The organism is Pseudomonas sp. NFACC41-3, assembly GCF_900109505.1.
GTDB lineage: Bacteria > Pseudomonadota > Gammaproteobacteria > Pseudomonadales > Pseudomonadaceae > Aquipseudomonas > Aquipseudomonas chlororaphis.
In genome coordinates this window covers 680,553-693,763 of sequence record NZ_FOAE01000004.1, presented here as the reverse complement: position 1 = coordinate 693,763, position 13,211 = coordinate 680,553, and the positions used below count along the sequence as shown (strand labels likewise).

12 protein-coding genes and 2 tRNA genes are annotated in these 13,211 nt (G+C 57.7%); 13 read left to right on the top strand and 1 reads right to left on the bottom strand.

Annotation, left to right across the window (positions count from 1 at the left end; genetic code table 11):
* Positions 1-81 precede the first annotated feature (81 nt).
* Genes carB through BMY68_RS21295 form a run of 3 tightly spaced genes read left to right on the top strand, consistent with a single transcriptional unit; the run spans position 82 to position 4,209 of the window.
* Positions 82-3,303, top strand: coding sequence for a carbamoyl-phosphate synthase large subunit (carB, locus tag BMY68_RS21305; RefSeq protein ID WP_007920860.1), 3,222 nt, complete (start codon positions 82-84; stop codon positions 3,301-3,303).
* Entirely contained in the window at positions 3,300-3,776 is a 477-nt protein-coding gene (gene greA, locus BMY68_RS21300; protein WP_009042122.1) for a transcription elongation factor GreA, read from the top strand. The genes carB and greA overlap by 4 nt, the downstream gene beginning before the upstream one ends.
* 28 nt (positions 3,777-3,804) lie before the next feature.
* Positions 3,805-4,209 carry a hypothetical protein gene (locus BMY68_RS21295; protein ID WP_062823700.1) on the top strand — a complete coding sequence of 135 codons (405 nt, stop codon included), beginning with the start codon at positions 3,805-3,807 and terminating at the stop codon, positions 4,207-4,209.
* A gap of 12 nt (positions 4,210-4,221) precedes the next feature.
* Here BMY68_RS21295 and BMY68_RS21290 read toward each other — a convergent pair whose 3' ends face one another.
* Positions 4,222-4,530 carry a YhbY family RNA-binding protein gene (locus tag BMY68_RS21290; protein WP_007920867.1) on the bottom strand — a complete coding sequence of 103 codons (309 nt, stop codon included), beginning with the start codon at positions 4,528-4,530 and terminating at the stop codon, positions 4,222-4,224.
* A 106-nt stretch (positions 4,531-4,636) separates the two neighbouring features.
* Here BMY68_RS21290 and rlmE point away from each other — a divergent pair, with 106 nt between their 5' ends.
* The 10 genes from rlmE to nusA all read left to right on the top strand — a co-directional run bounded on the left by rlmE (position 4,637) and on the right by nusA (position 13,202).
* A complete protein-coding gene (rlmE, locus tag BMY68_RS21285; protein ID WP_007920869.1) occupies positions 4,637-5,266 on the top strand; it encodes a 23S rRNA (uridine(2552)-2'-O)-methyltransferase RlmE in 630 nt (209 codons plus the stop codon).
* A gap of 201 nt (positions 5,267-5,467) precedes the next feature.
* Positions 5,468-7,372, top strand: a complete 1,905-nt coding sequence (gene ftsH / locus BMY68_RS21280) for an ATP-dependent zinc metalloprotease FtsH (RefSeq protein ID WP_009046930.1) — start codon at positions 5,468-5,470, stop codon at positions 7,370-7,372.
* Between the two features lie 8 nt (positions 7,373-7,380).
* A complete protein-coding gene (gene folP, locus BMY68_RS21275) occupies positions 7,381-8,232 on the top strand; it encodes a dihydropteroate synthase (protein WP_085529805.1) in 852 nt (283 codons plus the stop codon).
* Positions 8,233-8,248: 16 nt separating this feature from the next.
* On the top strand, positions 8,249-9,586 hold the full coding sequence (gene glmM / locus BMY68_RS21270) for a phosphoglucosamine mutase (RefSeq protein ID WP_085529806.1): 1,338 nt from the start codon (positions 8,249-8,251) through the stop codon (positions 9,584-9,586).
* A gap of 66 nt (positions 9,587-9,652) precedes the next feature.
* A complete protein-coding gene (tpiA, locus tag BMY68_RS21265; RefSeq protein ID WP_007920876.1) occupies positions 9,653-10,408 on the top strand; it encodes a triose-phosphate isomerase in 756 nt (251 codons plus the stop codon).
* Positions 10,409-10,412: 4 nt separating this feature from the next.
* Positions 10,413-10,796 (top strand): preprotein translocase subunit SecG, encoded by a 384-nt coding sequence (gene secG, locus BMY68_RS21260; protein ID WP_009042126.1) that lies wholly within the window; start codon positions 10,413-10,415, stop codon positions 10,794-10,796.
* Positions 10,797-10,825: 29 nt separating this feature from the next.
* Positions 10,826-10,911 (top strand) — tRNA-Leu (locus BMY68_RS21255).
* Positions 10,912-11,007: 96 nt separating this feature from the next.
* Positions 11,008-11,084: transfer RNA gene (locus BMY68_RS21250), tRNA-Met, on the top strand.
* Between the two features lie 130 nt (positions 11,085-11,214).
* Entirely contained in the window at positions 11,215-11,673 is a 459-nt protein-coding gene (rimP, locus tag BMY68_RS21245; protein WP_007920877.1) for a ribosome maturation factor RimP, read from the top strand.
* A gap of 47 nt (positions 11,674-11,720) precedes the next feature.
* Positions 11,721-13,202, top strand: coding sequence for a transcription termination factor NusA (nusA, locus tag BMY68_RS21240; protein ID WP_007920878.1), 1,482 nt, complete (start codon positions 11,721-11,723; stop codon positions 13,200-13,202).
* Positions 13,203-13,211 lie beyond the last annotated feature (9 nt).

Genomic DNA, 13,211 nt, shown 5'->3' with positions numbered 1-13,211 from the left:
CGGCATCGGTGGCCCCTTCAGCGCTTCAGAGATTTGATCAAGACGGCTTGCCGACTGACCTGCGGATTTGAGTGACAACCCATGCCAAAACGTACAGACATTAAAAGCATCCTGATTCTCGGCGCTGGCCCGATCGTGATCGGCCAGGCTTGCGAATTCGACTACTCCGGCGCCCAGGCCTGCAAGGCCCTGCGCGAAGAGGGTTACCGGGTCATCCTGGTGAACTCCAACCCGGCGACCATCATGACCGACCCGGCCATGGCCGACGCCACCTACATCGAGCCGATCAAGTGGCAGACCGTTGCCAAGATCATCGAGAAAGAGCGTCCGGACGCTCTGCTGCCGACCATGGGTGGCCAGACTGCGTTGAACTGCGCCCTGGACCTGGAGCGTGAAGGCGTTCTGGAGAAGTTCGGCGTGGAAATGATCGGCGCCAATGCCGACACCATCGACAAGGCCGAAGACCGCTCGCGCTTCGACACCGCGATGAAGGCGATCGGCCTGGAGTGCCCGCGCTCCGGTATCGCCCACAGCATGGACGAGGCCAATGCGGTCCTCGAGAAGCTGGGCTTCCCGTGCATCATCCGCCCGTCCTTCACCATGGGCGGCACCGGTGGCGGTATCGCCTACAACCGTGAAGAGTTCGAAGAAATCTGCGCCCGTGGCCTGGACCTGTCGCCGACCAAGGAACTGCTGATCGACGAATCGCTGATCGGCTGGAAAGAATACGAGATGGAGGTGGTCCGCGATAAGAAGGACAACTGCATCATCGTTTGCTCGATCGAAAACTTCGACCCGATGGGCGTGCACACCGGTGACTCGATCACCGTGGCTCCTGCGCAAACCCTGACCGACAAGGAATACCAGATCCTGCGCAACGCCTCCCTGGCGGTACTGCGTGAGATCGGCGTGGAAACCGGTGGCTCCAACGTCCAGTTCGGCATCTGCCCGAACACTGGCCGTATGGTGGTGATCGAGATGAACCCGCGGGTATCCCGTTCTTCGGCCCTGGCTTCGAAAGCCACCGGCTTCCCGATTGCCAAGGTCGCCGCCAAGCTGGCCGTGGGTTACACCCTGGATGAGCTGTCGAACGACATCACCGGGGGCAAGACCCCGGCGTCCTTCGAGCCGTCCATCGACTACGTCGTGACCAAGCTGCCACGCTTCGCCTTCGAGAAATTCGCCAAGGCCGATGCCCGCCTGACCACTCAGATGAAGTCGGTGGGTGAAGTGATGGCCATCGGCCGGACCTTCCAGGAATCCCTGCAGAAAGCGCTGCGTGGCCTGGAAGTGGGTGTCTGCGGTCTGGATCCGAAGCTCGACCTGAGCAACCCGGAAAGCATGAACGTGCTCAAGCGCGAGCTGACCGTGCCGGGCGCCGAGCGTATCTGGTACGTGGCTGATGCCTTCCGTGCCGGCATGACCGTCGAGCAGATCTTCGGCATGAACATGATCGATCCTTGGTTCCTGGTGCAGATCGAAGACCTGATCAAGGAAGAAGAGAAGGTCAAGACACTGGGGCTGTCGGCCATCGACCGCGACCTGATGTTCCGCCTCAAGCGCAAAGGCTTCTCCGACCAGCGTCTGGCCAAGCTGCTGGGCGTGACCGAGAAGAACCTGCGTACCCACCGTCATAAGCTGGAAGTGTTCCCGGTCTACAAGCGCGTCGACACCTGCGCGGCCGAGTTCGCCACCGATACCGCCTACCTGTACTCGACCTACGAGGAGGAGTGCGAGGCTGCACCTTCGGGTCGCGACAAGATCATGATCCTGGGTGGCGGTCCGAACCGTATCGGCCAGGGTATCGAGTTCGACTACTGCTGCGTGCACGCCGCATTGGCGCTGCGTGACGATGGTTACGAAACCATCATGGTCAACTGCAACCCCGAAACCGTTTCCACTGACTACGACACCTCCGATCGCCTGTACTTCGAGCCAGTGACCCTGGAAGACGTACTGGAAATCGTCCGCGTCGAGAAGCCAAAAGGCGTGATCGTCCAGTACGGCGGCCAGACCCCGCTGAAGCTGGCGCGTGCCCTGGAAGCCGCCGGCGTGCCGATCATCGGTACCAGCCCTGACGCCATCGACCGTGCCGAAGACCGCGAACGCTTCCAGCAGATGGTCGAGCGCCTGAACCTGCGTCAGCCGCCAAACGCCACCGTGCGCAGCGAAGACGAAGCGATTCGTGCCGCGGCCAAGATCGGCTACCCGCTGGTGGTGCGTCCGTCTTATGTACTGGGCGGCCGGGCGATGGAAATCGTTTACGAAGAAGAAGAACTCAAGCGCTACCTGCGTGAAGCGGTGCAAGTGTCCAACGACAGCCCGGTGCTGCTGGACCACTTCCTCAACTGCGCCATCGAGATGGACGTGGACGCGGTCTGCGACGGCAAGGATGTGGTGATCGGCGCGATCATGCAGCACATCGAACAGGCTGGCGTGCACTCCGGTGACTCCGCTTGCTCGCTGCCGCCGTACTCGTTGCCTGCGCACATCCAGGACGAGATGCGCGAACAGGTCAAGAAGATGGCCCTGGAGCTGGGCGTGGTCGGCCTGATGAACGTGCAGCTGGCCCTGCAGGGCGAGCAGATCTATGTCATCGAAGTGAACCCGCGTGCTTCCCGTACCGTGCCGTTCGTTTCCAAGTGCATCGGTGTCTCCCTGGCGATGATCGCCGCGCGCGTCATGGCGGGTAAGACCCTGAAAGAGCTGGGCTTCACCAAGGAAATCATTCCTAACTTCTACAGTGTCAAGGAAGCGGTGTTCCCGTTCGCCAAATTCCCGGGTGTCGACCCGATCCTCGGCCCAGAGATGAAGTCGACCGGCGAAGTGATGGGTGTTGGTGACACCTTCGGCGAAGCCTTCGCCAAGGCCCAGATGGGCGCTAGCGAAGTGCTGCCGACTGGTGGTACCGCATTCATCAGCGTACGTGACGACGACAAGCCGCTGGTTGCGGGCGTGGCTCGTGATCTGATCAACTTGGGCTTCGAAGTGGTCGCCACTGCCGGTACTGCCAAGCTGATTGAGGCGGCAGGCCTGAAGGTGCGCCGCGTGAACAAGGTGACTGAAGGTCGTCCGCACGTGGTCGACATGATCAAGAATGACGAAGTCACGCTGATCATCAACACCACCGAAGGTCGTCAGTCGATCGCTGACTCTTATTCCATTCGTCGTAACGCCTTGCAGCACAAGATCTACTGCACCACCACCATTGCTGCGGGCGAGGCCATCTGTGAAGCGCTCAAGTTCGGTCCGGAAAAGACCGTGCGCCGCTTGCAGGATCTACATGCAGGATTGAAGGCATGAATAAATACCCAATGACCGTCCAGGGCTCCAAGGCCCTGGAAGAAGAGTTGACGTTCCTCAGCAAGGTCGAGCGGCCACGCTTGAGCCAGGCCATCGGTGAGGCCCGAGAACTCGGTGATCTCAAGGAAAACGCGGAATACCATGCTGCCCGCGAGGAGCAGGGAATGGTTGAAGCGCGCATCCGGGATATTGAAGGCCGCCTGCAAAACTCGGTTGTCATCGATGTGACGAGCATTCCTCATACAGGCAAGGTGATTTTCGGCACTACCGTCGAAATCGCCAACGTTGAAACCGATGAGAGCGTCACTTACCAGATCGTTGGTGAGGATGAGGCTGACATCAAGCTCGGAAAGATCTCTGTAGGCTCGCCCATTGCCCGTGCCTTGATCGCCAAGGAAGAGGGTGATGTGGTTGCCGTTAAAACGCCTAGCGGCGTGATCGAGTACGAGATTGTCGAAGTCCGCCACATCTGAACGAGGGCGCCTGCTGAATGCAGGCGCCATGCTTTGGCAACTGACTCAGATGTTGTGGGTCGGTGGTGTGTGGTTGTTGCATGTCGGCTTGTTGCCGGTGCTGGGCCAGATTGGCCTGGCGCCGCTGCTGATCGAAGAGATCGGTAATGTGCTGAGTGCGCTGCTGGTTGGTTTTTCAGCGGTATGCATCGTTCTTCAGATGCTGGTATTGGTACGTGCTGAAGGGCTGGCGAGCCTGTGGCGGGATATGCGAGGGCAGCTGTTGTTGGTGGCGTTATGTGCGTGCACGATGTATTTCGTGGTGCGCTTCGGGCTGTCGGATGTCGAGCGCTGGCAGTTGTTCAGCTATCTTGTCTTGGCTTTTTCCGGTCTGGTGCTGGTCTTGCAGCCGGTGCCTGGGTGGAGTGGCAGGGCGCGCGAAGCACGCCCTTGACCCCTGTCGACGTCAGTGGAAGCGATGGACGTTGGACAGTTGCTTGTTTACCTTGGCGTTCTTGCGATAAATCAACGCCATTTTGCCGATGACCTGCACCAGATCCGCTTTGCCGGCCTTGCACAGTTCTGCAATGGCTTCCAGGCGGGACTCGCGTTCGAGGATGTTGAGCTTGATCTTGATCAGCTCATGATCGCTCAAGGCGCGTTCAAGTTCGGCCAACACACCTTCGGTCAAACCGTTGTCAGCCACAGTCAATACTGGTTTCAGATGGTGGCCAATGGATTTGTACTGTTTCTTCTGCTCTTGAGTGAGCGGCATAATCTGACCCCTGCGTCTGATCTTGTAAAAAGCGGCGGCCAGTTTACCCGAGCGCGTCCGGGACCGCCCAGTTAATCACGACCCGTTTTATTTTTTGAGGTGGCCCGTGGCCCGTTCCAAGACAAGCCATAACTGGCTGAAAGAGCACTTCAACGACCCATTCGTCAAAATGGCGCAAAAAGATGGGTACCGTTCGCGTGCCAGCTACAAGCTGCTGGAAATCCAGGAAAAGGATCGCCTGATCCGTCCTGGAATGAGTGTTATCGATCTGGGCGCGGCACCAGGGGGCTGGTCGCAGGTGACCAGTCGTCTGATCGGCGGGCAGGGGCGACTGATCGCTTCCGACATTCTGGAAATGGATAGCATCCCTGATGTCACCTTCATTCAGGGCGACTTCACCGAAGATGCAGTGTTGGCTCAAATCCTCGAGGCAGTCGGAAATTCCCAGGTGGACCTTGTGATTTCCGATATGGCCCCCAATATGAGTGGTACGCCTGCCGTAGATATGCCGCGGGCGATGTTTCTGTGCGAGTTGGCACTTGATTTGGCGGGGCGGGTTCTGCGTCCCGGTGGCGACTTCCTGATAAAGATTTTCCAGGGAGAAGGTTTCGACGAATACCACAAGAACGTTCGCAAGATGTTCGACAAGGTGGTGATGCGCAAACCGAGTTCTTCCCGTGATCGTTCTCGCGAGCAGTATCTGCTGGGACGTGGCTTTCGCGGGCGTATCGAGTAAAGGTTGTTTTTGACCGGGTTGATAGTTTTTTCGTATTTCGCCCGGGGGGCTTAAGCGAATATTGTGTAATCTGGGTTTCACAAAGGGTTACAGACAGCGCCTGCCAGAGCTGTAGGTAATGTAGTAAGTTAGGTCGGTGAATATCATGCGAAGCGCGCGCCAGCAGCGGAGCTTGCTTCAGAGGGTAGTTAATTGAACGATATGGCAAAGAATCTGATCCTGTGGTTGATCATCGCGGCTGTCCTGGTGACGGTGATGAACAACTTCTCCAGCCCTAACGAGCCGCAGACCCTCAACTATTCCGACTTTATCCAGCAAGTTAAGGATGGCAAGGTCGAGCGCGTAGCCGTTGATGGTTATGTGATTACCGGCAAGCGCAACGATGGCGATAGCTTCAAGACCATTCGTCCTGCGATTCAGGACAACGGCCTGATCGGTGACCTGGTGGATAACCACGTGGTCGTCGAAGGCAAGCAGCCTGAGCAGCAAAGCATCTGGACCCAACTGCTGGTCGCCAGCTTCCCGATCCTGGTGATCATCGCCGTCTTCATGTTCTTCATGCGGCAGATGCAGGGTGGTGCTGGTGGCAAGGGCGGGCCGATGAGCTTTGGCAAGAGCAAGGCGCGCCTGTTGTCCGAAGATCAAGTGAAAACCACATTGGCGGATGTCGCGGGTTGCGACGAGGCCAAGGAAGAAGTGGGTGAACTGGTTGAGTTTCTCCGTGATCCGGGCAAATTCCAGCGCCTGGGCGGTCGTATTCCTCGCGGCGTGCTGATGGTTGGCCCTCCTGGTACCGGTAAGACCTTGTTGGCCAAGGCTATTGCTGGTGAAGCCAAGGTTCCATTCTTCACTATCTCCGGTTCCGACTTCGTCGAAATGTTCGTTGGTGTGGGTGCCAGCCGCGTCCGCGATATGTTCGAACAGGCCAAGAAACATGCCCCGTGCATCATCTTCATCGACGAGATCGATGCCGTTGGTCGCCATCGTGGTGCCGGCATGGGGGGTGGTCATGATGAGCGCGAGCAGACTCTCAACCAGCTGCTGGTAGAGATGGATGGCTTTGAAATGAACGACGGCATCATTGTTATTGCCGCCACCAACCGTCCTGATGTGCTGGACCCGGCGCTGCTGCGTCCAGGTCGTTTCGATCGCCAGGTCGTGGTCGGTCTGCCAGATATCCGTGGCCGTGAGCAGATTTTGAAAGTTCACATGCGTAAAGTGCCTATGGGGGAAGATGTCGCTCCGGCAGTGATTGCCCGCGGTACGCCCGGCTTCTCTGGTGCCGACTTGGCCAACTTGGTGAACGAGGCGTCACTCTTCGCTGCCCGTAGCGGCAAGCGCATTGTCGAGATGAAAGAGTTCGAGCTGGCAAAAGACAAGATCATGATGGGCGCGGAGCGCAAATCCATGGTCATGTCCGAGAAGGAAAAGCAGAACACGGCTTATCACGAAGCGGGTCACGCCATTGTCGGTCGCGTAGTGCCTGAACATGATCCGGTCTACAAGGTTTCGATCATCCCGCGTGGTCGGGCTCTGGGTGTAACCATGTTCCTGCCGGAAGAGGATCGCTATAGCTTGTCCAAGCGTGCGCTGATCAGTCAGATCTGCTCGCTGTACGGCGGTCGTATCGCGGAAGAAATGACGTTGGGCTTTGACGGTGTAACTACCGGAGCTTCCAACGACATCATGCGCGCCAGTCAGATTGCGCGGAACATGGTGACCAAGTGGGGGCTTTCCGAAAAACTGGGTCCGTTGATGTACGCCGAAGAAGAGGGCGAGGTCTTTCTGGGGCGCAGTGCTGGCAGCCAGCATGCAAGCCTGTCTGCGGAAACCGCCAAGCTGATTGACTCCGAAGTTCGTAGCATCATCGACCAGTGCTATGGCACCGCCAAGCAGATCCTCACGGATAACCGCGACAAGCTGGATGCGATGGCCGATGCCTTGATGAAGTATGAAACCATCGATGCCGAGCAGATCGACGACATCATGGCTGGTCGTACCCCTCGCGAGCCTCGCGATTGGGAGGGCGGCTCGGGTACCACACCTCCGGTGGTGCAGAACGAACGTCCAGAGACACCGATCGGCGGCCCGGCTGCTGACCACTAAGGTTTGAAATGACTTCTATGTCGTCCTCGACCCGGTTGCCTTGCGGCAACCGGGTTCTTGATTTGGCCCATACGCATGTCATGGGCATTCTTAATGTAACTCCCGACTCCTTCTCTGATGGTGGCCGTTTCAGTCAGCTTGATGCTGCCTTGCGCCATGCCGAAGGTATGGTGCTGGCGGGCGCGACGCTCATCGATGTGGGGGGCGAGTCCACTCGTCCTGGTGCGCGGGCGGTATCGCCGCTTGAAGAGCTTGAGCGGGTAGCACCTATCGTCGAACGCATCCATCGTGAACTGGATGTCATTATTTCGGTCGATACATCCACGCCTGCGGTCATGCGCGAAACTGCGCGCCTGGGCGCGGGATTGATCAATGATGTCCGCTCGTTGCGGCGGGATGGCGCGCTGGATGCTGCAGCGGCCACAGGTTTACCGGTCTGTCTTATGCATATGCTCGGTGAGCCTGGCGATATGCAAGACAATCCGCAGTATCGGGATGTAACCAAGGAAGTGGGGGTATTCCTGGCTGACCGTATGGCTCAGTGTGCTGCAGTGGGTATCGGGTCGGAACGGATCATTCTGGATCCGGGTTTTGGCTTCGCAAAGACCCTGCAGCACAACTTGAGCCTGTTCAAGCATATGGATGCCCTGCATGCCCTTGGTCGACCTCTGCTGGTCGGGGTTTCACGAAAGAGCATGATAGGTCAGGCATTGAGTCGCCCCGTTGGTGAGCGCCTGTATGGCGGGCTGGCTCTTGCCGCTCTGGCAATGTCCAAAGGGGCAAAGATCCTGCGGGTCCATGATGTGGCCGAGACGGTGGATGTCGTGCGGATGATTACAGCTGTGGAATCAGCCGAATAAGAATGATGGAGCACTTATGAGCAAGAAATACTTTGGCACTGACGGCATTCGCGGTCGTGTGGGTGTATACCCTATTACCCCTGATTTCATGCTCAGACTTGGTTGGGCTGCAGGAATGGCCTTCCGCAGTATGGGCGCCTGTCGTGTATTGGTGGGCAAAGACACGCGCATTTCCGGTTACATGTTCGAGTCTGCGCTTGAGGCGGGCCTGTCCGCTGCCGGTGCGGATGTAATGCTGCTGGGCCCGATGCCTACTCCTGCCATCGCCTACCTGACCCGCACTTTCCATGCAGAGGCGGGGATCGTGATCAGCGCGTCGCATAACCCTCACGATGACAACGGCATCAAGTTCTTCTCGGGGGAAGGCACCAAGCTCCCGGATGAGGTCGAGTTGATGATCGAAGAGTTGTTGGACACGCCGATGGCTGTGGTGGAGTCCAGCAAGCTGGGTAAGGTATCGCGCATCAATGACGCCTCGGGCCGTTATATTGAATTCTGTAAGAGCAGCGTTCCTTCCGGTACCAGCTTTGCGGGTCTGAAGATTGTTGTCGATTGTGCCCACGGTGCGACCTACAAGGTCGCACCAAGTGTTTTTCGTGAGTTGGGCGCTGAAGTGGTGGTGCTCTCCGCACAGCCTAACGGTCTGAACATCAACGACAATTGCGGCTCGACCCACATGGGGCAGTTACAGGCTGCGGTATTGGCCGAGCACGCCGATCTGGGTATTGCCTTCGATGGTGATGGCGACCGGGTGTTGATGGTCGACCATACAGGCGCCATCGTCGACGGCGACGAACTTCTGTTCATCATTGCTCGGGACCTGCACGCGCGTAACAAACTGCAGGGCGGTGTGGTCGGTACCTTGATGAGCAATCTGGGTCTCGAGCTGGCCTTGGCTGATCTGGGTATTCCATTCGTGCGCGCCAATGTCGGTGACCGTTATGTCATTGCCGAGCTGCTTGAGCGCCAATGGCTGGTAGGCGGTGAAAACTCCGGCCATATCGTGTGCTTCCAGCACACCACTACGGGTGATGCGATCATTGCCGCCCTGCAGGTGCTGATGGCACTGAAACGGCGTGATGAACGCTTGGCACAGTCGCGTCAGGCGCTGCGCAAATGTCCGCAGATTCTGGTCAATGTCCGTTTTGGCGGTGGTGCTAATCCTGTCGAGCATCCGGCTGTGAAAGAGGCCTGCGCACGCGTCACTACCGCGATGGCTGGGCGTGGGCGGGTGTTGCTGCGCAAGTCGGGCACCGAGCCTTTGGTTCGCGTCATGGTCGAGGGCGATGATGAAGCTCAGGTCCGTGGCTATGCTGACGAACTGGCAAAACTGGTTGCGGAAGTTTCTGCCTGATTTCGGCTTGCCAGTGTTGATGCGGTTGGGTAACATCTGCGCCCACTTTGACCGACGAGGTACAGCATGCGTCGCCCTATGGTAGCTGGTAACTGGAAAATGCACGGTACCCGCGCCAGCGTCGCTGAGCTGATCAATGGCCTGCGTCATCTGGCCTTGCCTAGCGGTGTTGATGTCGCGGTGTTCCCGCCTTGCTTGTATATCAATCAAGTGATTGATGGCTTGAAAGGCAAGTCGATTTCGGTCGGCGCGCAGAACTCTGCGGTGGAGCCCATGCAAGGTGCGCTGACAGGAGAGATAGCTCCGAGTCAGCTGGTGGATGCAGGTTGTTCCCTGGTGTTGGTCGGGCATTCCGAGCGTCGCCTGATGATGGGTGAGCGTGACGGTACGCTGAATCGCAAATTCGCAGCAGCACAGGCTTGTGGTTTGAAGCCGGTCTTGTGTGTAGGGGAAACCCTCGAGCAGCGCGAGGCCGGGAAGACTCTTGAAGTTGTCGGGCGTCAGCTGGGCAGCATTATCGAAGAGTTGGGTGTTGGTGCGTTTGCCAATGCCGTTATTGCTTACGAGCCGGTCTGGGCCATTGGTACCGGGCTGACTGCTTCGCCGCAACAGGCCCAGGATGTGCACGCAGCCATCCGGGCGCAGTTGGCGGCAGAGAATTCTGAAGTGGCACGAGGTGTGCGGCTTCTATACGGCGGCAGCGTGAAGGCGGCCAATGCGGTCGAACTGTTCGGCATGCCGGATATCGATGGGGGGCTCATTGGTGGAGCTTCCCTGAATGCAGATGAGTTCGGTGCGATTTGTCGCGCCGCGGGAAACTGAAAAAATGCTGGAAACAGTCGTAGTCGTTTTTCATCTGCTGGGTGCGCTGGGCGTAGTAGCTCTGGTATTGCTGCAGCAGGGTAAAGGTGCGGACGCTGGCGCGTCTTTCGGAGCAGGTGCTTCAAATACTGTGTTCGGAAGCCAAGGTTCCTCTACCTTTCTTAGTAAGTTTACTGCTATACTTGCCGCAGGTTTTTTCATAACCAGCTTAGGGTTAGGTTACTTTGCTAAAGAGAAAGCTCATGAGCTGACTCAAGTAGGTTTACCAGATCCAGCGGTGCTTGAAGCGCCAAAGCAAAAACCGGCTTCTGATGATGTCCCGGTGCTCCAAGAGCAAAAGTCGGCAACCAATGCGACTGACGTACCTCCAGCTCAAGAGCAGAAGTAAGAAGAGTTTCACGCAGTAACGTAGTCTATGCCGAGGTGGTGGAATTGGTAGACACGCAACCTTGAGGTGGTTGTGCCCATAGGGTGTAGGGGTTCGAGTCCCCTTCTCGGTACCAATTATCAGGAGAGCCCGCTGTTGCGGGCTTTCTTGTAGGTGGAAGGTTACATTGACCCAAAAAGGGATCGGTCGTATACTTCCGCCCCAGCTTTGTCGCGGGGTGGAGCAGTCTGGTAGCTCGTCGGGCTCATAACCCGAAGGTCGTCGGTTCAAATCCGGCCCCCGCAACCAGTTTTAGCGGAGCCCCTTTTTAGGGGCTTTTTGTTAGCTGGACACTTTATAACGCCGCTATTCAACGGCGTTTCCGGGATGGGCGCTTCGCCCATTTTTTATTTGCACAAGCATGCACGAGGGGGTTCAGGTGTCGAGCAAGCTAGAACAGTTGCAGGCCTTGTTGGCCCCGGTGGTCGTGGCCCTTGGCTATGAATGCTGGGGTATCGAGTTTTCGGCTCAAGGTCGCCACTCACTGTTGCGCGTTTATATCGATAAAGAAGGCGGTGTGCTGGTGGACGACTGCGCCATCGTCAGCCGTCAGATCAGCGGCGTTCTGGATGTCGAAGATCCGATCTCCGTTGAATACACCCTTGAAGTTTCCTCTCCTGGCATGGAACGCCCGCTGTTCACCCTTGAACAGTTTGCCAAGTATGTCGGTGAACAAGTGAAGATCAAGCTGCGCTCGCCTTTTGAAGGCCGGCGTAATTTTCAGGGCCTTCTCCGCGGGGTGGAGGAGCAGGACGTCGTGGTGCAGGTGGAAGACCACGAGTTCCTGTTGCCGATCGACATGATCGACAAGGCCCACATAATTCCCAGTTTTGACTGAGACGCGGATCCCGCGGATCCAATGGCTTGCGAAAGGCGAGGCGTACGATGAGCAAAGAAGTACTGCTGGTTGTTGAGTCGGTATCCAATGAAAAGGGTGTACCGGCAAGCGTAATTTTTGAAGCGCTGGAGCTGGCTCTGGCCACTGCTACCAAAAAGCGTTTCGAGGACGAAGTCGATCTGCGTGTGGAAATCAATCGCCACACCGGTGCTTACGAGACTTTCCGTCGCTGGACGGTAGTCGAGGAAGCCGATCTGGACGATCCGGCTGTGGAAACCTGGCCGAGCAAGGTCCAGGAAACCCATCCGGGCGCGAAAGTCGGTGATGTCGTCGAGGAAAAGATCGAGTCGATCGAATTCGGCCGCATTGCTGCGCAGACCGCCAAACAGGTCATCGTGCAGAAAGTCCGCGAAGCCGAGCGTGCTCAAGTCGTTGACGCTTACCGCGAGCGCTTGGGTGAAATCATCTCCGGCACCGTGAAAAAAGTGACCCGCGACAATGTGATCGTCGACCTGGGTAACAACGCTGAAGCGCTGTTGGCCCGCGAAGACATCATTTCCCGCGAGACTTTCCGTGTTGGCGTGCGTCTTCGTGCGCTGCTCAAGGAAATCCGCACCGAGAACCGCGGCCCACAGCTGATCCTGTCGCGCACCGCGCCGGAAATGCTGATCGAGCTGTTCCGTATCGAAGTGCCGGAAATCGCCGAAGGCCTGATCGAAGTCATGGCTGCCTCCCGTGATCCGGGTTCGCGCGCCAAGATTGCGGTCCGTTCCAAAGACAAGCGCATTGACCCTCAGGGTGCGTGCATTGGCATGCGCGGTTCGCGCGTCCAGGCCGTTTCCGGTGAGTTGGGCGGTGAGCGTGTGGATATCGTCCTGTGGGACGACAACCCGGCGCAGTTCGTGATCAACGCCATGTCGCCGGCTGAAGTCGCGGCAATTATCGTCGACGAAGATGCCCATGCCATGGACATCGCCGTTGGCGCAGACAATCTGGCTCAGGCCATCGGTCGCGGTGGTCAGAACGTGCGTCTGGCCAGCCAGTTGACTGGCTGGACCCTGAACGTGATGACCGAATCGGACATCCAGGCTAAGCAGCAAGCTGAAACCGGCGACATCCTGCGCAACTTCATCGACGAGCTGGAAGTCGACGAAGAGCTGGCACAGGTGCTGGTTGATGAAGGCTTCACCAGCCTGGAAGAGATTGCCTACGTACCGTTGGAAGAAATGCTCAACATCGACGGCTTTGACGAAGACATCGTCAACGAGCTTCGCGCTCGTGCCAAGGATCGCTTGTTGACTAAAGCCATCGCTACTGAGGAAAAGCTGGCAGACGCCCATCCGGCCGAAGACCTGCTCTCGCTTGAGGGTATGGACAAGGATTTGGCGATGGAACTGGCGGTGCGCGGCGTAATTACCCGCGAAGACCTGGCCGAGCAGTCTATTGACGACCTGCTCGACATCGACGGCATTGACGATGATCGTGCCGGCAAGTTGATCATGGCCGCCCGAGCCCATTGGTTCGAGTAATAGGCGCGG